Annotated in this window: 20 protein-coding genes; 17 read left to right on the forward strand and 3 right to left on the reverse strand. The window is 29.1% G+C overall.

The features are described from left to right. The first annotated feature begins 3 nt into the window (after nucleotides 1-3). The 6 genes from lpxA (at nucleotide 4) to fabG (ending at nucleotide 7175) form a co-directional block, all read left to right on the forward strand. The gene (lpxA, locus tag KI686_RS09270) at nucleotides 4-789 is read left to right on the forward strand and encodes an acyl-ACP--UDP-N-acetylglucosamine O-acyltransferase (RefSeq protein ID WP_237589003.1); all 786 of its coding nucleotides are present in this window, start codon (nucleotides 4-6) and stop codon (nucleotides 787-789) included. Nucleotides 790-798: 9 nt separating this feature from the next. Next, nucleotides 799-1365: an elongation factor P gene (efp, locus tag KI686_RS09275; RefSeq protein WP_237589004.1), complete on the forward strand. Its 567-nt coding sequence runs from the start codon at nucleotides 799-801 to the stop codon at nucleotides 1363-1365. A gap of 36 nt (nucleotides 1366-1401) precedes the next feature. After that, entirely contained in the window at nucleotides 1402-2328 is a 927-nt protein-coding gene (locus tag KI686_RS09280; protein ID WP_237589005.1) for a UDP-3-O-(3-hydroxymyristoyl)glucosamine N-acyltransferase, read from the forward strand. A gap of 62 nt (nucleotides 2329-2390) precedes the next feature. Next, nucleotides 2391-3263 (forward strand): succinate--CoA ligase subunit alpha, encoded by an 873-nt coding sequence (sucD, locus tag KI686_RS09285; protein ID WP_237589006.1) that lies wholly within the window; start codon nucleotides 2391-2393, stop codon nucleotides 3261-3263. A 100-nt stretch (nucleotides 3264-3363) separates the two neighbouring features. After that, on the forward strand, nucleotides 3364-6333 hold the full coding sequence (locus tag KI686_RS09290; protein WP_237589007.1) for a M16 family metallopeptidase: 2970 nt from the start codon (nucleotides 3364-3366) through the stop codon (nucleotides 6331-6333). Between the two features lie 98 nt (nucleotides 6334-6431). Next, nucleotides 6432-7175: a 3-oxoacyl-[acyl-carrier-protein] reductase gene (gene fabG, locus KI686_RS09295; protein WP_237589008.1), complete on the forward strand. Its 744-nt coding sequence runs from the start codon at nucleotides 6432-6434 to the stop codon at nucleotides 7173-7175. Between the two features lie 73 nt (nucleotides 7176-7248). Here the strand turns inward: fabG and KI686_RS09300 are convergent, their stop codons facing one another. Continuing rightward, complete coding sequence (locus tag KI686_RS09300; protein WP_237589009.1) at nucleotides 7249-9639, reverse strand: TonB-dependent receptor; 2391 nt, start codon at nucleotides 9637-9639, stop codon at nucleotides 7249-7251. A gap of 62 nt (nucleotides 9640-9701) precedes the next feature. Continuing rightward, the gene (locus KI686_RS09305) at nucleotides 9702-11405 is read right to left on the reverse strand and encodes a M23 family metallopeptidase (protein WP_237589010.1); all 1704 of its coding nucleotides are present in this window, start codon (nucleotides 11403-11405) and stop codon (nucleotides 9702-9704) included. A gap of 149 nt (nucleotides 11406-11554) precedes the next feature. Between KI686_RS09305 and KI686_RS09310 the strand changes: the two genes are divergently transcribed. The 6 genes from KI686_RS09310 to KI686_RS09335 all read left to right on the forward strand — a co-directional run bounded on the left by KI686_RS09310 (nucleotide 11555) and on the right by KI686_RS09335 (nucleotide 20474). After that, entirely contained in the window at nucleotides 11555-11845 is a 291-nt protein-coding gene (locus KI686_RS09310; protein WP_237589011.1) for a coiled-coil domain-containing protein, read from the forward strand. 13 nt (nucleotides 11846-11858) lie between these two features. After that, the gene (locus tag KI686_RS09315) at nucleotides 11859-12149 is read left to right on the forward strand and encodes a cell division protein ZapA (RefSeq protein WP_237589012.1); all 291 of its coding nucleotides are present in this window, start codon (nucleotides 11859-11861) and stop codon (nucleotides 12147-12149) included. Nucleotides 12150-12382: 233 nt separating this feature from the next. Next, nucleotides 12383-13954, forward strand: a complete 1572-nt coding sequence (gene rny, locus KI686_RS09320) for a ribonuclease Y (RefSeq protein WP_237589013.1) — start codon at nucleotides 12383-12385, stop codon at nucleotides 13952-13954. Between the two features lie 266 nt (nucleotides 13955-14220). Continuing rightward, the gene (locus tag KI686_RS09325; RefSeq protein ID WP_237589014.1) at nucleotides 14221-17346 is read left to right on the forward strand and encodes a SusC/RagA family TonB-linked outer membrane protein; all 3126 of its coding nucleotides are present in this window, start codon (nucleotides 14221-14223) and stop codon (nucleotides 17344-17346) included. Nucleotides 17347-17350: 4 nt separating this feature from the next. Beyond that, nucleotides 17351-18826 carry a SusD/RagB family nutrient-binding outer membrane lipoprotein gene (locus KI686_RS09330; protein ID WP_237589015.1) on the forward strand — a complete coding sequence of 492 codons (1476 nt, stop codon included), beginning with the start codon at nucleotides 17351-17353 and terminating at the stop codon, nucleotides 18824-18826. A 61-nt stretch (nucleotides 18827-18887) separates the two neighbouring features. Next, a complete protein-coding gene (locus tag KI686_RS09335) occupies nucleotides 18888-20474 on the forward strand; it encodes a purple acid phosphatase family protein (protein WP_237589016.1) in 1587 nt (528 codons plus the stop codon). A gap of 87 nt (nucleotides 20475-20561) precedes the next feature. On the opposite strand, the gene xerD is transcribed toward KI686_RS09335, so the two are convergent. After that, nucleotides 20562-21458: a site-specific tyrosine recombinase XerD gene (gene xerD, locus KI686_RS09340; RefSeq protein ID WP_237589017.1), complete on the reverse strand. Its 897-nt coding sequence runs from the start codon at nucleotides 21456-21458 to the stop codon at nucleotides 20562-20564. 158 nt (nucleotides 21459-21616) lie between these two features. Here xerD and KI686_RS09345 point away from each other — a divergent pair, with 158 nt between their 5' ends. From KI686_RS09345 to KI686_RS09365, 5 genes are all read left to right on the forward strand, one after another. After that, nucleotides 21617-22117, forward strand: a complete 501-nt coding sequence (locus KI686_RS09345; protein WP_237589018.1) for a hypothetical protein — start codon at nucleotides 21617-21619, stop codon at nucleotides 22115-22117. A 79-nt stretch (nucleotides 22118-22196) separates the two neighbouring features. Continuing rightward, a complete protein-coding gene (gene aroQ, locus KI686_RS09350; protein ID WP_237589019.1) occupies nucleotides 22197-22616 on the forward strand; it encodes a type II 3-dehydroquinate dehydratase in 420 nt (139 codons plus the stop codon). Between the two features lie 169 nt (nucleotides 22617-22785). Further along, on the forward strand, nucleotides 22786-23658 hold the full coding sequence (locus KI686_RS09355) for an ABC transporter permease (RefSeq protein WP_237589020.1): 873 nt from the start codon (nucleotides 22786-22788) through the stop codon (nucleotides 23656-23658). Between the two features lie 2 nt (nucleotides 23659-23660). Beyond that, nucleotides 23661-24950: an ABC transporter ATP-binding protein gene (locus KI686_RS09360; RefSeq protein WP_237589021.1), complete on the forward strand. Its 1290-nt coding sequence runs from the start codon at nucleotides 23661-23663 to the stop codon at nucleotides 24948-24950. Beyond that, on the forward strand, nucleotides 24929-25513 hold the full coding sequence (locus KI686_RS09365; protein WP_237589022.1) for a CatB-related O-acetyltransferase: 585 nt from the start codon (nucleotides 24929-24931) through the stop codon (nucleotides 25511-25513). The genes KI686_RS09360 and KI686_RS09365 overlap by 22 nt, the downstream gene beginning before the upstream one ends. Nucleotides 25514-25545: the final 32 nt, after the last annotated feature.

Here is a 25545-nt window from a genome sequence, read left to right on the forward strand (position 1 = left end):
TTTATGAATCAACCGTTAGCATACGTACACCCACAAGCAAAAGTTGCTAGAAATGTGGTTATAGAACCTTTTACCACAATTCATAGTAATGTAGTTATTGGGTCTGGAACTTGGATTGGCTCTAATGTAACCATTATGGAAGGTGCAAGAATAGGAGAAAATTGTAGAATTTTTCCAGGAGCAGTCATCTCTGCAATTCCACAAGATTTAAAATATAATGACGAAGAAACTACTGTAGAAATAGGTAATAACGTTACAATTAGAGAATGTGTTACTATAAACAGAGGAACTTCTGATAAAATGAAGACAAAAATTGGTGACAATTGTTTAATTATGGCATATTGCCATATTGCACACGATACAATTGTTGGTAATAACTGTATTTTTTCTAATAATACAACCTTAGCAGGTCATGTAACTATAGGAGATAATGTAGTTTTAGCCGGTATGGTTGCAATTCATCAATTTGCATCAGTAGGTAATCATGCATTTGTTACAGGAGGTTCTTTAGTAAGAAAAGACGTACCTCCGTATGTAAAAGCAGCAAGAGAACCATTATCTTACGTAGGTATTAACTCCGTAGGATTAAGAAGAAGAGGTTTTACTCCAGAAAAAATAAGAGAAATACAAAATATATATAGAATTTTATTTCAAAAAAATTATAATAATTCTCAAGCAATAGATATTATCGAGGCAGAAATGGAAGCAACTCCTGAACGCGATGAGATAGTGCAATTTATTAAAGATTCGCACAGAGGAATTATGAAAGGATATTTTAACGCTAATTAAAAAATAGAAATGGCAACAACATCAGATATTAGAAACGGATTGTGTATTAGATACAATAATGATATATACAAAATTGTAGAGTTTTTACACGTAAAACCAGGTAAAGGACCTGCTTTTGTAAGAACAAAATTAAAAAGTGTTACTAACGGTAAAGTTGTTGATAATACTTTTCCTGCAGGAAGAAAAATTGATGATGTTCGTGTAGAAACTCATAAATTTCAATATTTATATAGCGAAGGAGATACGTATCATTTTATGAACGAGCAAGATTACTCTCAAATTCAATTACAAAAAACGGCATTAGATAGCCCAGATTTAATGAAAGAAGGAGAAATTGTAACTATCATTATCAACTCTGAAGATGAAATGCCTTTATCTGTAGATATGCCAGCAAGTGTTATTTTAGAAGTTACACATACAGAGCCTGGTGTAAAAGGTAATACGGCAACCAACGCAACTAAGCCAGCAACAGTAGAAAGTGGTGCAATTGTAAACGTACCTTTGTTTATTAATGAAGGTGATAAAATTAAGGTAGAAACAACAAAAGGAACTTACCAAGAGCGTATTAAAGAATAAAAGCTAGCTTTATTATGTCTGCATTTAATATTTACGATGAAATTTAAAGAAGTACAAACTTTACAACAAATATCACAACTAATCAATACAGAATTTGTTGGAGATAAGAATTTTGAAATTTTAGGAATTAACGAAATTCATGTAGTAGAAAAAGGAGATATTGTATTTGTTGATCATCCAAAATATTATGATAAAGCCCTAAACTCAGCTGCAACTACAATATTAATCAATAAAAAAGTAGACTGCCCAGAAGGAAAAGCTTTGTTAATTTCTGATGATCCTTTTCGTGATTTTAATAAAATAACAAAACATTTTAATCCCTTTATATCATCTAAAGTTAGCATTTCTGAATCTGCTGTTATCGGAGAAAATACAATTATTCAACCTAATGTTTTTATTGGTAATAATGTTGTAATTGGTAAAAATTGTGTTATTCATCCTAATGTAACAATTTATGATAATACAGTAATTGGTAACAATGTAAAGATACATGCAAATACAGTTTTAGGAGCTGATGCATTTTATTACAAAAATAGACCAGAAGGTTTTGATCAATTAATTTCTGGCGGAAGAGTTGTTTTAGAGAATAATGTAGATTTAGGAGCATCTTGCACAATTGATAAAGGAGTAACAGGAGATACTACTATTGGTGCAGGAACAAAAATAGATAATCAAGTACATGTTGGGCACGATACTGTAATTGGTAAAAAGTGTTTAATAGCATCACAAACAGGTATTGCTGGTTGTGTAATTATAGAAGATGAAGTAACAATTTGGGGACAAGTTGGTACAAATAGTGGAATTACTATAGGTAAGGGAGCTGTAATTCTTGGTCAAACAGGTGTTACAAAGTCCGTAGTTGGAGGCAAAAGTTATTTTGGAACTCCAATATCAGAATCAAGAGAAAAATTAAAAGAATTAGCAGAAATAAAACGAATTATAAAAGAGAGAAAGAATTCTTAATTTTCTTTTTTTTAAAGATTCAAAAAGTTATTTTTGCGTAACAAAAATTAAAAAACAAAACAATGAGTGTTTTAGTAAACAAAGATTCAAAAATTATTGTTCAAGGATTTACAGGTAGTGAAGGTACTTTTCATGCTGGTCAAATGATAGATTATGGAACCAATGTTGTTGGAGGTGTAACTCCAGGTAAAGGAGGTCAAGAACACTTAGGAAAACCTGTTTTTAATACAGTAAAAGAATCTGTAGAAAAAGTAGGAGCAGATGTTTCTATTATTTTTGTACCACCAGCTTTTGCTGCTGATGCAATTATGGAATCTGCTGATGCAGGAATTAAAGTAATTATTTGTATTACAGAAGGAATTCCTACAGCAGATATGGTAAAGGTAAAAGCTTACATAGACGGTAAAGACTGTACTTTAGTTGGACCTAACTGTCCGGGTGTAATTACACCAGATGAAGCTAAAGTTGGTATTATGCCAGGTTTTATCTTTAAAAAAGGTAAAGTAGGTATTGTTTCTAAATCTGGTACTTTAACTTATGAAGCTGCAGACCAAGTTGTAAAGCAAGGTTATGGTATAACTACTGCAATTGGTATTGGTGGAGATCCAATTATTGGAACTACAACAAAAGAGGCTGTAGAATTGTTAATGAATGATGATGAAACTGAAGCAATCGTAATGATTGGTGAAATTGGTGGAAATCTTGAAGCAGAAGCTGCACAATGGATTAAAGCTGATGGAAATAGAAAACCTGTTGTTGGTTTTATTGCAGGACAAACTGCACCAGCAGGAAGAACAATGGGGCACGCAGGTGCAATTGTTGGTGGAGCCGATGATACAGCACAAGCAAAAATGAAAATTTTAGCAGAAAATGGAGTACACGTTGTAAGTTCTCCTGCTAAAATTGGTGAAATGATTGCAGAAGTATTAAAATAGATAGATATTTAAAAAACTGTTAAAGTTTTATAATTTTATTTTAAAAAATCCGTTGAATTTATAAATTCAACGGATTTTTTTTAACCCAAACCATAAAATTATGAAACAGATTAAATTGCTATTTTTCAGCTTTTTATTACTATCATCGTTAAGTTGTGATACTAATAAAAAAACAGAACTTAGTTACAAAGTAACTTCACAAAAAGATACCAACGGTATAACTTATGAAACCGTAGAAAATGACCCAACAGGTTTGCGTTTATATACTTTAGATAATGGATTAAAAGTATATATAAGTAAAAATGAAGACGAACCCAAAATTCAAACATTTATAGCTGTTAGAGCAGGTTCTAATTACGATCCTAAAGAATCTACAGGTTTAGCTCATTATTTAGAGCACATGGTATTTAAAGGAACCCACAAAGTAGGTACTGCAGATTGGGAAAAAGAAAAAGAATATTTAGAAAAAATTTCTGATTTGTACGAGAAGCACAGAGCAGAAGAAGATCCAGAAAAAAAGAAAGCAATCTACAAAGAAATAGATGAGGTTTCTTTAGAAGCTTCTAACTATTCTATTGCCAATGAATACGATAAGATGACAGCCTCTTTAGGTGCCACAGGTACAAATGCTTATACTTGGTTTGAACAAACAGTTTATACAAATAAAATACCTGCAAATGAATTTAAAAAGTGGATAACTTTAGAGTCTGAACGTTTTAGTACTTTGGTTTTACGCTTATTTCATACAGAATTAGAAGCTGTTTTTGAAGAGTTTAATAGAGGGCAAGACAACGATTTTAGAAAACTTTATGCAGCAATGTTAGATGGTTTATTTCCAAACCATCCATACGGCCAACAAACAACTATTGGTAAAGCAGAACATTTAAAAAATCCATCAATGGTAGATATTCATAATTATTTTAATAAATATTATGTACCTAACAATATGGCAATTGTTTTAGTAGGAGATTTAGAGTTTGATACAACAATTAAACAAGTAAATGATGCGTTTGGAAAATTTGAAAAGAAAGAATTAAAACACCCAACATTACCAAAAGAAACACCAATTACAAAACCTATTGTTAAAGAGGTTTTTGGCCCAACATCAGAAAACATCTCTATAGCTTATAGATCTGGTGGTGTAAATACAGAAGATAAAAAGATGGTAACCCTGGTAGATATGATTATGGCTAATGGAAATGCTGGTTTAATCGATTTAAATTTAAATCAAAAACAAGTAGTACAAAGAGCAAGTTGCTCACCAACATTTTTAAATGATTACGGCTATCATACATTTACAGGTTCTCCAAAATCAGGACAAACTTTAGAAGAGGTAAAAGATTTGTTATTAGAACAAGTTGCCAAATTAAAAAACGGTGAGTTTGATGAATGGATGATAGAAGCTGTTGTTAATGATTTAAAATTAAGCCAAACTCGTCAATATGAAAATAACTCTGCTTTAGCTAACACTTATGTAGATGCTTTTATTTATCAAGAAAACTGGGTAGATAGAGTTAAATTTTTAGATGATTTAAAGAAAGTAACTAAAGAAGAATTGGTTGCTTTTGCAAATGAATTTTATAAAGATAATTATGTAGTTACTTACAAAAGAAAAGGTGAAGACAAAAATATTGTTAAAGTAGAAAATCCAGGAATTACCCCAGTAAATTTAAATAGAGATAAAAGTTCTGATTATATTCTTGAATTTAATAAAATAGAATCAGAAGAATTAAAACCACAATTTGTAGACTATAAAACAGCAATTAAAGAAACTAAAACAACTAACGATATTAAAGTTTCTTATGTTTTAAACGAAAAAAATGATTTGTTTGATATGAATATCATATTTGATATGGGGAGCGATAATGATAAAAAAATATCTTTAGCTGCTGGTTATTTAGAATATGTTGGTACAGATAAATATACAAATGAAGAGTTAAAAAAAGAGTTTTATAAATTAGGAATCTCTTATTATGTAAGTGCAGGTAGCGATAAAACTTATGTAGGTTTAAGCGGTTTAAAAGAAAATTTGCCAAAAGGTTTAGAGTTATTAGAACATTTATGGGATAACGCTAAAGCAGATGAAGATGCATACAAAAAATATGTAGAAAAAATTTATAAAGGTAGACAAGACGGAAAAACCCAAAAAGGAAATATTCTTTGGAGTGGTTTAATGAATTATGGTAAATATGGTGAAGATTCTCCGTTAAGAGATATTATGCAAATTGATGAGTTAAAAGCTATAAACCCAGAAGAATTAGTAGCTTTAATTAAAGATTTAAAAAACTACAAACAACGTGTTTTTTATTATGGTAAAGATGTAGACAATGCAGTTGTAGCTTTAAATAATCAACATAAAATTTATGGAGAATTAAAAGAATATCCTGTTGCAAAAGAATACAAAGAAACAGAAACTGGTGGAAATGTATTTTTTACAGATTATGATATGGTGCAAACAGAAATGTTGTTTTTAGCAAAAGGAGAACCTTTTAAGCCAGAAAATATGGCAGCTTCTACTTTGTTTAATACTTATTTTGGTAGTGGTTTATCATCAATAGTGTTTCAAGAAATTAGAGAATCTAAATCATTAGCATATTCTGCGTTTGCTGCATATCAAGGTGCATCAAAAAAAGATTCGCCAAATTATGTTATGGCTTATGTTGGTACACAAGCTAACAAATTAGAACAAGCTGTAGATGCAATGATGGACTTAATGAATGACATGCCAGAAGCAGATAAACAATTTCAAGCAGCAAAAGAATCAACATTAAAAAAATTAGCAGCACAAAGAATTACAAAATCTAATATATTTTGGTCTTATGAAAGATTACAAAAATTAGGTATTGATAATGATAACAGAGAAGAAATGTACAACACCATTAAAAATATGACAATGGAAGATTTAAAAGCATTTTTTAATAAAAATATTAAAGGAGAATCTTACAATGTTATGGTTATTGGTAATAAAAAAGATTTGGATGTAAAATCTTTACAAAAATTAGGAAAAATAAAAGAATTAGAAGTCGATTATTTATTTAATTATGTAGATAAAAAAGAGGTAAAATTATAATTTTTTAAAGATTAATATCCTTAAAAACTCGTAAAGCAATTTTGTTTTACGAGTTTTTTATTTTAGTATCTTTGCATCCTTAAAAACAACCAAATAATATGAAATTACTAGAAAATAAATCAGCAATTATTACTGGTGCAACTAGAGGTATTGGACGTGGAATTGCTATTGAATTTGCTAAACAAGGTGCAAATGTTGCTTTTACTTACAGTTCTTCTGTAGATGCTGCAAATGCTTTAGAAGAAGAATTAAAAGCGTTTGGAGTTGCTGCAAAAGGATACCAATCTAATGCCGCAGATTTTGATGCTGCTCAAGAATTAGCCAAAGAAGTTTTAAAAGAATTTGGTACTATAGATATTTTGGTAAATAATGCAGGTATAACAAAAGATAATTTGTTAATGCGTATTTCTGAAGATGATTTTGATAAAGTAATAGAGGTAAATTTAAAATCTGTTTTTAATTTAACAAAAGCGGTAATTCGCCCAATGATGAAACAAAGAGCAGGTTCTATTATAAATATGAGTTCTGTAGTTGGTATAAAAGGTAATGCAGGTCAAACTAACTATGCTGCATCAAAAGCAGGTATTGTTGGTTTTTCTAAATCTGTAGCATTAGAGTTAGGTTCTAGAAATATTAGAAGTAACGTTGTTGCTCCTGGTTTTATAGAAACAGAAATGACTGCTAAATTAGATGAGGCAACAGTACAAAGTTGGCGAGATGGAATTCCTTTAAAAAGAGGAGGACAGCCAATTGATATTGCAAATGCATGTGTGTTTTTAGCTTCTGATATGAGTTCTTATATTACAGGACAAACTTTATCTGTAGATGGAGGAATGAACTAAAATTTATTACTATATAATTTAGTATATTTTATAAAAAGCGAGTTAGATTTTAATCAAACTCGCTTTTTATATTTTAAAATTTCATGCCAACCTTAAAGTTTAAAACTCTACCAGTCATATAATTTGGTATACCGTATTGGTTTTTAGAATATACGTCTCTAACCCAAGTATTAGTAATAGCATTTTGTATATCAAACATATTAAAGAGCTCTAAACCGGCCGATAACTCTTTAAATTTAGATAACCAGCCTGAAATGTAATTTTTATTTGCATCAACAAAAATATAAGAAACACCTAAATCTGCACGTTTATAATCTCTTAAACGTTCTTGAAACTGATATACATCTGCATAAGAAGGAGCACCACCAGGAACACCTGTATTGTAAACTAAATTTAAATAGGCTTTTAAATCTGGTAAATTAGGTATATAATCTTGAAAAAGAATTCCGAATTTTATTCGTTGATCTGAAGGTCTTGCAATATAACCTTGATTATCTATGTTTTCTTCGGTTTTTAAATATCCTAAACTTACCCAACTTTCGCTTCCTGGTACAAATTCTCCATTTAAACGAACATCTAAACCATAAGCATAAGCAGTTGTTACATTATCTGCTCTATAACGTATTCTAACATTATCTACAGAATAAGCATTAACATCTGTTAGGTTTTTATAATAAAGTTCTGTGGTTAATTTAAAAGGTCTTTCCCACATTGCAAAACTATAATCCATACCAGAAACAAAATGAATGGATTTTTGTGCTTTAACATCCACATTAATATCACCATTAAAATCTCTTAGCTCTCTGTAAGAAGGTGGTTGAGAATAAAGACCACCAGATACTCTAAATAACATGTCTTTTTCCCAATTTGGTTTGATGGCAAATTGCGCTCTTGGACTAAAAATAAATTGATTTTTAGAAGCAATATTATTGCCTGTAACAGACCAATTATGAGCTCTAATACCTAAGTTATACCAAATTTCGTGTTCATTTATAAAAGAACGCTGATTAACTTGTAGATAACCGGAAACTCTATCGATGGCAACATTATTATCTTTTCTTATATTTTGATAAGGAGTAATCGGTCCTGTAAAAGGATCGTAAGGTTGATTATTAGCAATACTATTAGGTGGTCTTATAGAAAAACCTAAAGAATCGATAACTTCCCATTCTCTAATTCTGTCTTTAATATCTTCCTTTTGATATTTAGCACCAAAACTCCATTGAGTTTGCCCTTTTTTAATAGTTCCTTTTATTTGAACATTGGTAATTAAAGCATCTAAATCGTTTCTAGCATGATTTAATTGAGAACCAATTCCCTGAGAAAAATCAACTTCACCAAAACTCTCAGAGCCAATATCAGTATCAACTTCACCTAAATTATAAGAAGCAGCAATATCAAAATATTCTTCTTCTTGTGTATTGTATCTAGAAGCTGTTGTAGTTAACGTGAAATTTTCAGTTATTTTATAATCAGCAGATAAAGCACCAAAAAGTGTTAAATATGTATCTTTTTCTTGTCCGGTATAAAACACCACCAATTCTAAAGGATCTGCAACAGTACCAAAACGTGTTCTTCTAGATAAAGGTTGATAATCGTAATTATTTAAAGAAAAATTACCTAAAAAGTTTACCTGAATTTTTTCTGAAAACTGATAAGAAAGATAAGTTTGTATGTCTGTAAATCTAGGCTTAAAATTAGTTTCAACTTGTTTACTGTTTACAAATAAACTATTGTCTCTATACCTAACCCCAGTAATTGTACTTAATTTTTTATTTAAAAAGTTACCTTCAAAAGTTACACTTGCACCTAGTAAACTAGCATCTATAGTTGTGGCAGTTTCACTTGGTTTTTTGTAGGTTATATCTAAAACAGAAGATAATTTATCGCCATATTTAGCTTGAAAACCACCTGCAGAAAAATTAATATTCTGTACCATATTAGAATTGATAAAACTTAAACCTTCTTGCTGACCAGATCTAATTAAAAAAGGTCTGTAAACTTCTATACCGTTTACATAGACCAAGTTTTCATCAAAATTACCACCTCTAACATTATATTGGGTACTTAACTCGTTATTATTACTAACACCAGGCAAAGTCATTAAAACATTTTCTACACCGGCATTTGGGCCAATTATATTTTTAACAACTTTAGCATCTATTTTTTGTAATCCTTGGGCACTTTTTTTATTGTCTTTAATTATAATTTCGTCTAACTTTTCTGTTTTAGAAGTCATTATAACAGAGTACCTAACTCCGTTTCTACTATTAGCAATATATTTTTTGGTAAAAGTTCTATAAGAAACATGGCTATAAGTAATTGTAATTTCTTCTCTAAAAGGAATTTTTATTGTGTAATTACCATTTTTATCTGAAGTAGTACCTGTATTATTATATTTAATAGAAACATTATCTATTGGTTGCTTGTTTTTATCTTTTATAGTTCCTTTTAAAATGGTCATTTTTTGAGCAAAAACAATACAAGGAAATAAGAATAAAAAGAGGAAAGTTTTTTTCACGTAAATTAGTTTACTTGTTTTTTAAAGAACGTTGCAGAAAGAGTATTCGTATTTCCTACATTGTCTGAGACTACAATTTTAAAGATATGTTTACTACCAACCAATTTTTTATCCTTAAAATTATAAGTTAATATTCTTTTCTTGTGATTGTATTCCATTAAAATCCATTCTCCGTCTATAAAAGCACTATAGTTTTTTATGCCAGAACCCACATCAGAAATTTTAACCTTTAAAGTTTTTAATTTAGAAATCCATTGTTGATCTTTAAAATATAATAAATTAACTCTTGGTTTTTGTTTGTCGGTTTTTAAAGCATATTTACCCAATACTTTTGTTGTTGTATAAAAAGTACTGTCTTTTTTTCTGGTGTATTGGTATCTTGGATATTTAGGATTATCTACATTAGCAATATACATTTGTTGTTTTTCTGCATCAGAATATTTAGAAACATTAAAAGTTAGCGTAAAGTTTTTATCTAAAGGAACCGTAGAGTTATGAACTTTAGCAACACCATTTTCTACATCAAAATCTAAATAAATATCGTTATAAAAAGTGTTTTTAGGAAATGCAACAGTAACGTTCTCTTTACTGAATTTTTGAAAGTTATTAGCAATTATTTTATAATTTGTACTGTCTTTAGGTTTAGAAAAAATAGTATTATTTTCTTTACCAACAACAGAAAAGTTTATAGAACTAGTGTTGCCATTATAATCTTTTGCAATAATTTCTATGTTATAATTCAATCCGTTTTTAATATTGATGATTCCGTTATTAACTAAGTCTTTGTAGGTAGAAAGTTTATTTACGTCTTCTTTATATGTTTTTTGATACTTTTTTTTGTACTTTTTATAATGAGGATAATCTGTATATAAGTTGATGTATTTACTTTCGTAAAAAGAAAACGTTTCAACATCATGGTAAAAGTAGCGTTTACCATTTACTAACATTTCTAAACTATAAATTCCGTTTTTATTGTAAGCATCATTTAGTTGATCATAAACATTAGCGCCAAAACTAATATCACCAGAAGCAGAAATTCTATCTACAGTGTATTTTCCGTTTCCTAAACTTTTTAAAGGAAGCACAAAACTTTTATTTTGATTATTGACTCTAGAATTATCATTTATTGAATAGACTTTTAAAGATTGAAACCTTGGAGGTTTTGTGTCTGAAGGGCTTAAACCAAAAAATAATGGATTAATTACATTTTCAGATTCCGTATTTCTAATTTCATAATGCAAATGTGGTCCACCAGAACTACCAGTATCACCAGAAAAAGCAATTATTTCTCCTTTTTTTACAGGAAATTGATCTTCTTTAAAAAATAAATTACCAGTTTCGTAACTTTCTTTTTCATATTGAATACTTTTTACATAATTCTGAATTTTATCAGCATATTTGCTTAAATGCCCGTAAACAGTTGTAAAACCATTAGGATGTGTTACGTAAATTGCTTTTCCGTAACCAAATTGAGCTACTTTTATTCTAGAGACATAACCATCTGCTGCTGCATATACATTTAAACCCTCTCTACCTTGGGTTTTTATATCTACGCCAGAATGAAAATGATTGCTTCTTAACTCGCCAAAAGTACCAGATAAAACAATAGGTATGTTTAAAGGCGATCTAAAATAGTCATCAGGATATTTTTTTTGAGTATAGCTGTAAAATGAATATAAAAATAGGGTTATTATAAGTAATTGCTTCAAAATGATTTTTATTTTACACAAAAGTAATAAAAATGATTTTTTTAGTTAAAATTATGTAAACCACGTGGTTAGTAAAAAAGTAATAAAATGTTGTAAAGTTTAAAACAGAATGTTAACTTTGTAGTTATAGTTTTATTCTTAAAAATTAGATGAGTAATACAATAGAAGCAATTCATTTACTGGAAAATAAGTTGAAAAATTTGATTTCTAATTATGAATTTTTAAAAAAAGAAAATGAAATACTGCTTCAGAATACAACAAAATTACAATATCAATTACAAGAAAAAGAACAATTATTTGCAGAACAGAAAAAAAAGTATGATTTGCTTAAAATTGCAAAAACTATAGATGGCAGGGGAGAAAATACAAAAGATACAAAACTCAAAATAAATACATTAATTAGAGAAATTGATAAATGTATTATTCAATTAAACGAATAGCGTTCTTTAAATTGTGGGTAAACTAAAAATTAATATTGTAATAGCAGGTAGAACTTATCCTTTAATTGTAAATAATACAAAAGAAGAAGAAGGTATGAGAAAAGCAGCTACTGCTATCAACAAATTAATATCTATTTATGAGCAAAATTACGCCGTTAGCGATAAACAAGATGTTTTAGCTATGTGTGCATTACAATTTGCTTCTAAAGTAGAAATATCTGCATTAGAAAAGGATTCTACAGACAGAGAAGTAGTAGATAAAATTAAAGAATTAACCAATTTGGTAAATTCTCAATTAGAATAAGTTCTTAAAAATATACATTAACAACACACTGCCTACGTTAGTAAATTGTTTATTAAACTCAACACGATTCAATTATGAAGGATGAGTCTTAACTACAAAAGCATGCCACCAGTGCTGGAATTTTTTCAGTATCTATGGGTGGATCCTTGAAGAGTTAGTTAGTCCTATTAATACCATAACGGAGTTTAAAAACCAAACTAATGTAGGCTTTTTTTATATATTAAATTTAAATTATGAATGGAGAAATAATACTCTCAATTATTGTGGGAGTTTTAATAGGTATAGCAATTGGTTATATAATTGCTAAAGCTATAGAAAAGGCAAAAGGAAAGAAAATTCTTAGTGCTACAAGAAAAGAAGCAGAAACAATTTTAAAAGAAGCTAAAATTGATGCTGAGTCTATAAAAAAAGATAAAATATTACAAGCTAAAGAAAAATTTATTGAACTAAAATCTGAGCACGAAAAAGTAATTTTAGGTAGAGAAAAAAAGATTTCTGATGTAGAAAAACGTATTAGAGATAGAGAGTCTCAAGTAGCATCAGAAGTTGATAAAAATAAAAGGTTAAACAAATCTTTAGCGCAAAAAGAAGGAGAATTCAATAAAAAATTAGATTTTTTAGAAAATAAAGAAAGCGAGATAGAAAAGTTACATAAGCGTCATGTAGATATGTTAGAGCAAATTTCTGGTTTGTCTGCAGATGAAGCTAAAAAAGAGTTGGTATCATCATTAAAAGATGAAGCTAAAACAGAAGCCATGGCTTATGTACAAACATCTATAGAAGAAGCTAAATTAACAGCAGAGCAAGAAGCTAGAAAGGTTATTTTAGGTACAATACAAAGAGTAGGAGTAGAACAAGCAGTAGAAAACTGTGTGTCTGTTTTTAACTTAGAATCTGATGATGTTAAAGGAAGAATTATTGGACGAGAAGGACGTAATATTAGAGCTTTAGAAGCTGCTACAGGTGTAGAAATAATTGTTGATGATACGCCAGAAGCAATTATATTATCTTGTTTTGATCCTGTTCGTAGAGAAATAGCCCGTTTATCTCTGCATAAGTTGGTTACTGATGGTAGAATTCACCCAGCAAGAATAGAAGAAGTTGTTAAAAAAACAGAAAAACAAATTACGCAAGAAATTATAGAAGTTGGTAAAAGAACTGTTATAGATTTAGGTATTCATGGTTTACACCCAGAGTTAATTAAAACTGTTGGTAGAATGAAATACCGTTCTTCTTATGGGCAAAATTTATTACAACACTCGCGAGAAGTTGCAAACCTTTGTGGTTTAATGGCTGCAGAAATGGGCTTAAATGCAAAAGTTGCAAAACGTGCAGGTTTGTTACACGATATTGGTAAAGTACCAGATACAGAAAGCGAACTTCCTCACGCTTTATTAGGTATGCAATGGGCAGAAAAATATGGAGAAAAGCCAGATGTTTGTAATGCAATTGGAGCTCACCATGATGAAATTGAAATGAAAAGTTTAATATCTCCTATAGTTCAGGTTTGTGATGCTATTTCAGGAGCAAGACCAGGAGCAAGACGTCAAGTTTTAGATTCTTATATTCAACGTTTAAAAGATTTAGAAAATATTGCATTTGGTTTTAATGGTGTTCAAAAAGCATATGCTATTCAAGCAGGTAGAGAGTTACGTGTTATGGTAGAAAGTACAAAAGTAAACGATGCCAAAGCAGCTGAGTTATCTTTTGGTATTTCTCAAAAAATTCAAAATGATATGACTTATCCAGGTCAAGTTAAAGTAACTGTTATTAGAGAAACAAGAGCAGTTAATGTAGCTAAATAGTTATTTACATACTTTATTTAATAAAAAAACCTTGAGCAATTGCTCAAGGTTTTTTTTGTACTTTATTTGCTTAAATTAATGTTAAATTATTTTCTAAAAAAAGTCTTTCTCATAACAAAATCATAAGATTATTTTAAGCCTAAACATACATTAACTAACATTTATTATACGTTAATTTTACATCATAAGTTTTCTTTTGTAGTCAAATAAATACCCAAATCAACTATAAAATGAAACACAAATTTTTAAGTAAAATTTTAATTTTAATGTCATTTTTTCTCAGTACAATTGCTTTTTCACAGCAAGTATTATCAGGGAAAATTATTGATGAAACAGGAACTTCTTTACCAGGAGCAAGTGTAAATTTAGTGAACGGTAATAAGTGGACCACATCAGATTTTGATGGAAACTTTAATATTGAATTTATTGACGAGAATAGCAAAATTAAGGTTGTTTACCTTGGTTATATTAGTCAAGAAATTGTAATAGGTAACAGAAAAAATATTAGAATAACAATGTTGCCAGAAGTAAATTCTTTAAATGAAGTAATTGTAACAGCTTTAGGTATTAAAAGATCACAAAAAAAAGTAGGTTACGCTACCCAACAAGTAGAATCTTCTACAATAAAAGAAGTTACAGCACCCAATGTTGCAGGTTTAATTACAGGTAAAGTAGCGGGTTTAACAATAAGTAACCCAACAGGTTTATTTCAAGCTCCGTCTTTTACATTAAGAGGTAAAACACCTTTAATTGTTGTTGATGGAATACCTGTTAGTACAGATTTTTATGATATTTCCCCTGATGATATTATAGACATTACAGTATTAAAAGGTACTTCTGCATCTGCATTATATGGTTATAGAGGTGGTAATGGTGCTATACAAATTACAACCGCAAAAGGACAAAAATCTGACGGTTTAGAGGTTACTGTTTCTCATAATACAATGGTAAGTGCTGGTTTTACAGTTTTTCCAGAAACTCAAACAGAGTATGGTAATGGTTCTAATGGACAGTATGAGTTTTGGGACGGACAAGATGGTGGTATTTCTGATGGAGATATGATATGGGGACCAAAATTTGAACCAGGTGTTGAAATAGCACAATGGAATAGCCCAATTTTAGATAATGTAACAGGAGAGGTTACACCTTGGTGGGGCGATGTAAGTGGTACAAAATATGATGATAAATCTCGTTACTCAAGAGTGCCAATTGCATGGGAATATCACAATAATTTAAAAGATTTTTTAAGAACAGCTGTTATTAATACCACTAATTTTTCTGTAACAAATTCTACAAAAAACGGATCTTTTAGATTATCAGGTAATTATAAATCTCATATTGATAGAGTACCAAATGCAAGCTTAAAAACAGCAGGTTTAACATTTAACTCATCAACAAAACTATCAGATAAATTAACTTTAGATAGTAAATTAGCTTATAATAAAGTGTTTTCTCCAAACTATCCAAGACACGGTTATGGTCCTAAAAATCATATGTATACAATTTTAATTTGGATGGGAGATGATGTTAATGGTAAAGAATTAAACGAACATAGATACATTACAGGGCAAGAAGGTTATAGACAGGCAAACTTTAATTACGCTTGGTATAACAATGTATATTTTGCAGCTTATGAGTTAACACAGAAGTATGATTCTAATGTTTTAAATGGTCAATTAAAATTAAACTATCAAATTAATAACGATTTAAGTATACAAGCAACAGGTTCTGCTGTAATAAAAGATAGATTTGAAGATAGAAAAAGTCCGAAATCATATTTAAATTATGGAGATCCTAGAGATGGTGATTATAAAACATGGAACACAAATACAGTTGATGTAGACTACAATGTATTGGTAAACTATAATAAAGAAATTTCTGATAAATTTTCTTTTAATGCAAACGTAGGGGCTTCATCAGAATACCATAAATACCAGCAAGAATATAATGCTACAGATGGTATTATTGTTCCAGAATTATATAGTTTAAACAATACAAAAGGAAATGTAATTGCAAGTACTTATTTTTCTGAAACATCTGTAAATAGTTTTTACGGAATGTTAGAGTTAGATTTTGATAATAAATTATTCTTAACACTTACCGGAAGAACAGATAAGCATTCTACTTTACCAACAGATAATAATTCGTTATTTTACCCATCTGTATCATTAAGTACAATGGTTTCTGAGTGGTTTAATTTACCAGAATCTATTAATTATTTAAAAGTATTTGGTTCTTGGGCTCAAGTAAAAAGATCTTTAAGTGCATATCAAATAAATTCTTATTACAGTAATGCAGGTTCTTTTGATGGAAGTTCAGAGTTATCTTATTCTGGTAGTTTAGTAAATCCTGATATAGAAGGTTCTTTAACAACTAATGTAGAATTAGGTTTAAGTGCAGGATTTTTAAATAATAGAATTGGATTAGATTTTGCATATTATAACGCAATAGATGAAAATTCAATTATAGATTTACCAATTTCTTTAGGGTCTGGGTTTTCATCAAGAAAAGAAAATGCACACCAGTTTACAACCAATGGTTTTGAAGTTTCTGTAAGAGCTACACCAATTATAAAAGAAGATTTTAGATGGGATGTTTTAGCTAACTGGACTAAAAAAATACAACGTTTAACAAGATTAGATGAAGGTGCAGAACAATTTAATAGTTTAAGATTAAATGACAGAACAGACGCTTATTATGCAACTGTTTGGGAAAAATCTGCTGATGGAGATTTAATTATTGATGCCAATACAGGCTTACCTACTAGAAATCCTTATCAACAAAATATAGGTAACAAAAACCCAGACTGGAGGTTTGGTTTAGAAAATACATTTAAATACAAAGATTTTTCTTTAAAAATAGGAATTGATGGTGTTTGGGGTGGTTTAATGAGATCTTTAACAGTAGAAAAAATGTGGTGGGGTGGTAAACATCCTAATTCTACTAAATATAGAGATGCAGAATATGCAAATGGTATTGGTACAGTCTATATTCCAGATGCTGTAAACGTTACAGGAGGTTCTGTTCAAAGAGATTTAAACGGAAATATTACTTCAGATACAAGAACATACGCAACACATTCTACACCTGTAAGCTGGCAATCTTGGTCTCAAAACTATCCATATAGAGCACAAGTTACTCAAGAAGAAAGTAAAACATTTGCCAATGTTTTTGATAGGTCTTATTTAAAATTAAGAACTGTGTCTTTAAGTTACGATTTAACAAAAATTGCAAATATTAAAGGAGTAAAACAATTAAATGCAAGTTTTAATGGGTACAATTTATTCATTTTAAAGAAAGCAGACATAATTGATCCTGATGTTGGTAATGATGATAATTTACAAGATCCTTCTACAAGATACTTAGGACTTGGTTTAACTTTTAAATTCTAAAAAAATGAAAAACTTTAAATATATATTTATTTTTTTATCAGTTATTGCTTTTTCTTCTTGCGAAGATTTAGACATTAACGATAACCCAAATAATGTTAGTGAAACGCATCCAGATTTGTTGTTAACAAACATTATTACAACGGCTTTTCAAGTACAAGGTACAGGTGCAATGTATGCATCTAGAATGATTGTACAAACTGATGGAGAAAACACTTCGCAATTTTATAAGTGGGATAGAGCTAGTTTTAATGATTATAACAACTTAAGACAAGTAACTAAAATGATGGAAGAAGCAGAAAGAATTTCTGATGATTCCTATATTGGAATTGGTTACTTTTTTAGAGCTTATTATTTTTATAATTTGGCATTAACTTTTGGTGATGTTCCTTATGCAGAAGCTTTAAAAGGAGAAACGGAAGGTTTATATCAACCAAGTTATAGTACACAAGAAGAAGTTTTTGTGGGTATTTTAAATGAGTTAGAAGAAGCAAACTCATTATTAGATGAAACAAATATTATAACAGGAGATCCAATTTTTAATGGAGATGTAAGTAAGTGGAAAAAATTGGTAAATTCTTTTCGTCTAAAAATATTATTAACACTTTCTAATAAAGAAGGTAATTCTTCTATAGATATTAAAAGTCAGTTTGCATCAATTTATAATTCAGAAGATATAATATCTGCATCAGAAGAAAGTGCAAGATTAGAATTTGTAGATGTTGTAAACTCTAGATATACAGAATTTAACTCTAGTAGTTATGGTTCTGGTTTATATATGGCTTCTACTTTTGTAGATATGTTAAAAGAAAGAGAAGACCCAAGATTATTTGCTATTGCGGGTCAAACTAAAAATGCTAAAGAAGCAGGTTTGTCTATTGATGATTTTTCTTCTTATGCAGGTGGTAATCCGGTAGTGCCTTATAATGAAGTTAATTTATTAGCTGCTGCAGGAGAAGTATCTAAAGTAAATGATAGGTATACAGCAGACCCAACAGCAGAAGCGCATAATCTTTTAAGTTTTTCTGAAGTACAATTTATTTTGGCAGAAGCCGCTGTAAGAGGGTGGATTTCTACAGCAAATGCTCAAACTTTTTATGAAAACGGAATTAAAGCTAATTTTAATTTTTACAATACATATGCAAAAGGTTACGAAGCTTATTATACAGAAACAGAAGCCGCTGAATACATTGCAAGTACAGCAGTTAATTTTGCAAACGTAACAACAGATGCAGAAAAATTAAACTTAATTCTTACACAAAAATATTTAACTTCATTTTTACAAGGTGGTTGGAGAATGTATTTTGATCATTTAAGAACTGGTTACCCAGCTTTTCCTTTAGGTGTTGGTACTGCGCCTACAAGATGGATTTATCCTTTAGATGAATACAATAACAACTCAGAAAATGTTACAGAAGCAATTACAAGACAATTTGGCGCTTCTAATGATGGTATTAGAGAATTAACTTGGTGGTTAAAATAAAAATGAAAAACTAATTTATAAGACCGTAATTTTATTGCGGTCTTATTTTAATTTATAAAAAATGAAAAAACATTTACTAACAGCATTTTATGTTTTGTTTATTACCCAGTTTTTGCTAGCTCAAAAAATAGAAATAAAACCTTATTTACAAAATGTAGAACCCACATCAATTAAAATTATGTGGCAAACAGATTTTGGTGAAGAATCTATTGTGCATTGGGGTTTAAATAAAAACAAGTTAAAAAATAAGACAAAAGGTACAGCTTCTGATATTAATTTTACAGACAAAAGAGTGCACCAAGTTGCTATATCTGGTTTAAAAAGATTTACAACGTATTATTATAAAGTACAAACAGGTAAAGCAATTTCAGACGTTTATCAATTTAAAACACCTCCTTTTGCAGGAACTACAAAAAAAATAAATTTAGTTGCTATGAGCGATATGCAAAATGATTCGCAATATCCAACTAAGTACAAAGAGGTTGTAGAAGAAGGTATTTTAAATTATTTTGATACAAATTTTAAAGGTGATATTTCAGAGAATCTAGCTATGGTTGTAATTCCTGGAGACTTGGTAGTAACAGGTACAGTATTTAGCCAATGGCAACAGCATTTTTTTAATCAAGCAGAAAAATTATTTTCTAAAGTGCCTGTATATCCAGTTCCTGGAAATCATGAAAGAAATTCAGATTTTTTCTTTAAATATTTTAGTTTACCTAAAAACGGAAGTCCAGAATATGCAGAACATTGGTGGTATAAAGATTATGCTAATACAAGAATTGTTGGTTTAGATTCTAACGAAGGTTATAGAAATATTAAAGAGCAACTAGTTTGGTTAAAAAAGTTGTTAGATGAAACAGCTAAAAATGATGATATCGATTTTGTTTTTGCACAATTACATCATCCTCATAAATCTGAATTATGGATTCCTGGAGAAGAAGATTTTACAGGTAAAGTTGTAAAATTATTAGAAGATTTTACAAAGCAATCTAACAAACCAAGTTTACACTTTTTCGGTCATACGCACGGTTATTCTAGAGGGCAATCTAAAGAGCATAAACATCTTTGGGTAAATGTGGCTTCTGCCGGTGGCGCTATTGATAATTGGGGTGAATTTGAAGGTAGAGATTATGATGAGTTTACTGTTACGCAAGATGAATATGGTTTTGTTTTGGCAACGATAGACCCAAACAAAGAAAATCCTTCTTTTACTTTAAAAAGAATTAGTAGAGGTAATAATATTAAGTTTAGAAACAACGAGTTAAGAGATAGTATTACTGTTTTTAAGAAAACCATTCAACCTAATAAACCTATTTTAGTTGATATGAGTAATGATAATTATCCAATTGATAAAATGTTAGTAAAAGCAAACATTTTTAAAAGTGATAAAAAAGAGGCTTTTCATGCAGCTTCTAATTGGCAGGTATCAACAACAAAAGATTTTTCTAAAGTAATTTACGATTCATGGAAACAACATGAAAATTGGTATTACAAAGAAAATAGACAAAAAGACGATGATTTAACTGATGAAATTATTGATAGAAGATTAAATAATGATGCTACTTATTACGTAAGAGTTCGTTATAGAGATCAGTTTTTAAATTGGAGTGATTGGTCTGATATTAAATCTTTTACAACAAATAAATAATCTTAATTTAATAAGTTATAATATTGTATTGTGATGTTTACTAGTTGTAACTTAAAAAAAGAAAATCTCACTTTTTAGTGAGATTTTTTATTTTCTAGGATGATAAGTTTCTACTACTTCTTTTAAATAACTTTTATCTAAATGCACATAAATTTCTGTAGTAGTTATACTTTCATGCCCTAACATTTGCTGTATAGCTCTTAAATCTGCACCATTTTTTAATAAATGAGTAGCAAAAGAATGACGCAAAGTATGCGGACTAATTTTCTTTTTTAGATCGATTTTTGTTGCTAAATTTTTTAAAATAATAAATATCATTTGTCTAGTTAAGCCTTTGCCTCGTCTGTTTAAAAATAAAGTATCACTAAATTCTTTTGCGGGGTTTATATGACTTCTAATCTCTTTAATATAAATAGAAATATATTTTTGAGCATTGTAATGTATAGGTACAAAACGCTCTTTGTTTCCTTTTCCTGTAACTTTTATAAAACCTTCATCAAAAAATAAATCAGAAATTTTAAGAGTGATAAGTTCACTTACACGCAAACCACAACTATACAAAGTTTCTAGAATTGTTCTATTTCTTTCTCCTTGTGGATGACTTAAATCGATAGCTGTAATAAGAGCATTAATTTCATCTTCAGAAAGAGTGTCTGGCAATTTAACACCAATTTTAGGAGCTTCAATTAAATCTGTAGGATTGGTTATTCTATAATCTTCAAAAATTAAATAATCAAAAAAACTACGCAAACCAGATATTATTCTTGCTTGGCTTCTTGGGTTTACTTTCTTTGCTGTTTCATAAATAAAATTTTGTATCATATTTTCATCAATAGAAATAGGGAGAGAGTTAATTTTATTATCCTCTAAAAAAAGAGTTAATTTTTCTAAATCTCTAGTATAACTATCTATTGTGTTTTTAGATAAGCCTCTTTCAATTTTTAAGTAAAGCCTAAAATCTTTTATTGCATCAATCCAATTCATATTTCAATATAATTAAACCAAACAAATTAAAAAGTAAAAAATGATTTTAAATTGCAAAAAGAGTAAAAATCATTTGAGTTAATTTTTACATCTATAAAGCGCACTTAAGCTTTATTGTTCATATAGTTTTGTGTATGAATTTAAAAATTATAAACAATATGAAAAAATTAGTTTTTATTGCTGTGTTGGCAATTGTTAGTTTAAGTGAAGTGAATGCACAAGAAGGTGTTTTAAATGGAGGTTTTAATTTAGGAATTCCTACAGGCGATGTTAGTGATTATTCAGATTTTACAATGGGAGCAGAATTAAATTATATGTTTCCTGTTTATGAAGGCGTTACAGTTGGGCCATCAGTTCAGTATTCTCATTTTTTTGGAAAAGAATATGATTTTGGAGATATTACTGTAGAAAGTTCTGATACTTCATTTTTACCAATTTCTGGTGCAGCAAGATTTAATGTTTCAGAAGATTTTGTATTAGGTGCAAACCTTGGTTATGCAATAGGTTTGGATGAAGGTAATGATGGAGGTTTTTATTATAGACCTTTAATTGGATATAAAATAGGGAGTTCTTCTCAGTTAAATTTATCGTATTCAGGTATAAATAATGACGGATATAATTTTTCTAATGTAAGTTTAGGTGTTATGTTTGGTCTTTAGAAAAAAATAATATTGTAAAAGAAAAACGGAAGCATATTTGTTTCCGTTTTTTTTATATAAAAATTTGTAGTTTAGCAATATGAAAATTATAATTATAAACGGGCCAAATTTAAATCTTTTAGGAAAAAGAGAGCCTGGAATTTATGGTTCTGAAACTTTTGAGCAATATTTTGAAAAGTTAGAAAAGCAGTATTCTGGTATAATGTTAGAGTATTTTCAATCTAATTCAGAAGGAGCTTTGATAGATAAGATTCACGAAGTTGGTTTTTCTTATGATGGAATTGTAATGAATGCAGGTGCTTATACACATACCTCTGTAGCCATTGCAGATGCTATTAGTGGGGTTACTACTCCTGTAGTAGAGGTTCATATTTCTAATACACATAAAAGAGAAGCATTTAGGCATAAATCTTTTTTATCACCCGTTTGTAAAGGTGTAATTTTAGGTTTTGGCTTAAAGAGTTATAATTTAGGGATTGAGAGTTTTGTAATAAAATAAATTTCTTTTCACTATATTTCGGGATTTAGATTAAGCCTTTTATTATATTTGTATCGTTGTTTTTAATAACACTTCCCCCAATAATTTTTAGATTATTTATTTTTACATAAATTGATAATATCATTTTTTTGAAATAAATAAAATTTGTTTTTAATAGTAATTTTAATAGATGAACAAAAAAGATTGGCTTTTTGAAATAACACCAAAGAATAATTTATTAGATTTAAACTTAAAGGAGGTTTGGAGATATCGTGATTTGTTGATGCTTTTTGTAAAAAGAGATGTTATAACTGTATATAAACAAACTGTTTTAGGACCTCTTTGGTATTTGATTCAGCCCTTGTTTACTTCAATAATTTTTACATTAGTTTTTAATAATATTGCAGGTATTTCTACAGGTCAAATACCATCTTTCTTATTTAATTTAGCAGGTGTAACTTCTTGGAACTACTTTAAAGAATGTTTAACAGCAACTTCAGATACCTTTAAAAAAAATGAAGCCATTTTTGGTAAAGTCTATTTTCCAAGAATGATAATGCCAATGTCTATTGTGATTTCTAATTTATTAAAATTTGGCATTCAGTTGTTTGTCTTTGTATGTTTTTATATGTACTTTTATTTATCAGGATATACTATAGCGCCAAATATTTATGTTTTCTTTTTTCCAATTCTTGTTTTATTAATGGGGATGATTGGTTTAGGATTAGGAATGATAATTTCTTCTATGGTAACAAAATATAGAGATTTAACTTTTTTAGTATCTTTTGGTGTACAATTACTAATGTATATATCTGCTGTAATGTATCCGTTAAATTTAATGAGAGAAAAATTAATAAATTTAGAAAACGGAACAGATTATTCTTGGATTGTAGATTTAAATCCAATTGCACATATGGTAGAAATGTCTCGGTTTATGTTGTTAAATGAAGGTAGTGTAACTATGTTTAATATAATTTATACTGTAATTTTTACAATTATTATTTTCTTTTTAGGCCTGTTAATTTTTAATAAAACAGAAAAAACTTTTATAGATACCATATAGTAATGAGTAAAGATGTAATTTTAAAAGTTGAAAATTTATCTAAACAATACCGTTTAGGAACTGTTGGGACAGGTACTATTAGTCATGATTTAAATAGATTTATAGCAAAAATAAGAGGTAAAGAAGATCCATATTTAAAAATAGGAGACTCTAATGATAGAGCGTCAAAAGGAAACTCTGAGTATGTTTGGGCATTAAAAGATATTAATTTTGACGTAAAAAGAGGAGAGGTTTTAGGTATTATTGGCAAAAATGGGGCAGGAAAATCTACCTTACTCAAAATTTTATCTAAAGTTACTGGGCCAACAACAGGTTCTATAAAATCTAAAGGAAGAATTGCTTCTTTGTTAGAAGTTGGTACAGGTTTTCATCCAGAAATGACAGGTAGAGAAAACATTTTTTTAAATGGAGCAATTTTAGGAATGACTAAAAAAGAAATTGCATCTAAGTTAGATGAAATAATTTCTTTTTCTGGTTGCGAACGTTATGTAGATACACCTGTAAAAAGATACTCTAGCGGAATGAAAGTGCGTTTGGCATTTGCAGTAGCAGCTCATTTAGAACCAGATATTTTAATTGTAGATGAGGTTTTGGCAGTAGGAGATGCTGAATTTCAGAAAAAGGCTATTGGTAAAATGCAAGACATTTCTAATAGTGATGGAAGAACCGTTTTGTTTGTGAGTCATAATATGGCTGCTGTAAAGAGCTTGTGTACTAGAGGAATGTTGATAGAAAATGGTAAAAGTATTTTTACTGGAGATATTGAAAATACTATTGATCTGTATTTAAAAAATAGTTCACTTTTGATGAATGGTAAAAATTATGTTGAGTTTAAAAAAAAGAAATCATCTTTTCAAGTTTCAAAAGTAGAAATTAGGTCTATTAACCAAATAGGTGAGTATAAAAATTCGTGCGTAGTCTTGATGGGAGATAAAATAGAAATTTTGATATATTCTTTATTAGAAGAATCATATAGTAATATAAAAGCAAGTATTATTATAGAATCTATAAACGGAAGTAAAATAGCAGCTATTAGATCTCATGAGATTGAGGATATGATGTTCTCATCATCTAAAAATTTTATTTTTAAATCTACAATAGAAGATTTAAATTTAATGCCTGGAGAATATCTAGTAACAATAGCTATTGCAGAAAATAATAATACAATAAGTATTCATAAAGAGTGTATAGGTTTTAATGTAGTTCCTAATGATATTTATGGAACAGGTAGAATACCTAAAGGCAATTATTTAATATATTCTAAAGCAAAATGGGAGCTAAATCAAGCTTAAAGAAATGGCTTTCAATAAAAATTAAAAAATTATTGGATGATGAGATGCCTATCAAAATAATATCAATAAACAATATAAAAGTAGGCAAGGATAGTTATCATAATGGTAATTTACAAATACGAGGTAATGGTAAAATTACAATTGGGTCATACTGTGCTTTAGGAAAAGATATCAAGATGATTACTACAAATCATAATTATAATTATTCCTCTATTCAGTATAGTTTTTACAAGAAGTACTTTAATCAAAAGCCAGAAATTATCAATAAAGATTGCATTGAAATTATTATTGGTAATGATGTTTGGATAGGAGATAATGTATGTGTTTTACCTGGAGTAAAAATTGGTCATGGATCTATAATTGGTGCAGGTAGTGTAGTTACTAAAAATGTAACTCCATATTCAATTGTAGGTGGGGTTCCAGCAAAATTTATAAAGAATAGGTTTTCTGGTTCTGTAAAAGAAAAATTATTAGATTCCAAATGGTGGGATTGGAGTGAAAATAAAATAAAAGAGAATAAGGAGTTTTTCTTTAAAAATTGGAATGATGAAACTAGAGAATAGTGTTATTAAATTAACTAAGTTTTTTTACCTTT

This window comes from Polaribacter sargassicola (assembly GCF_021991835.1).
GTDB lineage: Bacteria > Bacteroidota > Bacteroidia > Flavobacteriales > Flavobacteriaceae > Polaribacter > Polaribacter sargassicola.

Bases quoted from the DNA above. Each gene is read 5' to 3' on its own strand.
- KI686_RS09330 (WP_237589015.1), top strand. From the start codon at position 17,351: ATGAAAAACTTTAAATATATATTTATTTTTTTATCAGTTATTGCTTTT.
- fabG (WP_237589008.1), top strand. From the start codon at position 6,432: ATGAAATTACTAGAAAATAAATCAGCAATTATTACTGGTGCAACTAGA.
- KI686_RS09365 (WP_237589022.1), top strand. From the start codon at position 24,929: ATGGGAGCTAAATCAAGCTTAAAGAAATGGCTTTCAATAAAAATTAAA.
- KI686_RS09310 (WP_237589011.1), top strand. From the start codon at position 11,555: ATGAGTAATACAATAGAAGCAATTCATTTACTGGAAAATAAGTTGAAA.
- KI686_RS09290 (WP_237589007.1), top strand. From the start codon at position 3,364: ATGAAACAGATTAAATTGCTATTTTTCAGCTTTTTATTACTATCATCG.
- KI686_RS09345 (WP_237589018.1), top strand. From the start codon at position 21,617: ATGAAAAAATTAGTTTTTATTGCTGTGTTGGCAATTGTTAGTTTAAGT.
- aroQ (WP_237589019.1), top strand. From the start codon at position 22,197: ATGAAAATTATAATTATAAACGGGCCAAATTTAAATCTTTTAGGAAAA.
- KI686_RS09325 (WP_237589014.1), top strand. From the start codon at position 14,221: ATGTCATTTTTTCTCAGTACAATTGCTTTTTCACAGCAAGTATTATCA.
- KI686_RS09355 (WP_237589020.1), top strand. From the start codon at position 22,786: ATGAACAAAAAAGATTGGCTTTTTGAAATAACACCAAAGAATAATTTA.
- efp (WP_237589004.1), top strand. From the start codon at position 799: ATGGCAACAACATCAGATATTAGAAACGGATTGTGTATTAGATACAAT.
- KI686_RS09335 (WP_237589016.1), top strand. From the start codon at position 18,888: ATGAAAAAACATTTACTAACAGCATTTTATGTTTTGTTTATTACCCAG.
- lpxA (WP_237589003.1), top strand. From the start codon at position 4: ATGAATCAACCGTTAGCATACGTACACCCACAAGCAAAAGTTGCTAGA.
- rny (WP_237589013.1), top strand. From the start codon at position 12,383: ATGAATGGAGAAATAATACTCTCAATTATTGTGGGAGTTTTAATAGGT.
- xerD (WP_237589017.1), bottom strand. From the start codon at position 21,458: ATGAATTGGATTGATGCAATAAAAGATTTTAGGCTTTACTTAAAAATT.
- KI686_RS09360 (WP_237589021.1), top strand. From the start codon at position 23,661: ATGAGTAAAGATGTAATTTTAAAAGTTGAAAATTTATCTAAACAATAC.
- KI686_RS09280 (WP_237589005.1), top strand. From the start codon at position 1,402: ATGAAATTTAAAGAAGTACAAACTTTACAACAAATATCACAACTAATC.
- sucD (WP_237589006.1), top strand. From the start codon at position 2,391: ATGAGTGTTTTAGTAAACAAAGATTCAAAAATTATTGTTCAAGGATTT.
- KI686_RS09300 (WP_237589009.1), bottom strand. From the start codon at position 9,639: ATGACCATTTTAAAAGGAACTATAAAAGATAAAAACAAGCAACCAATA.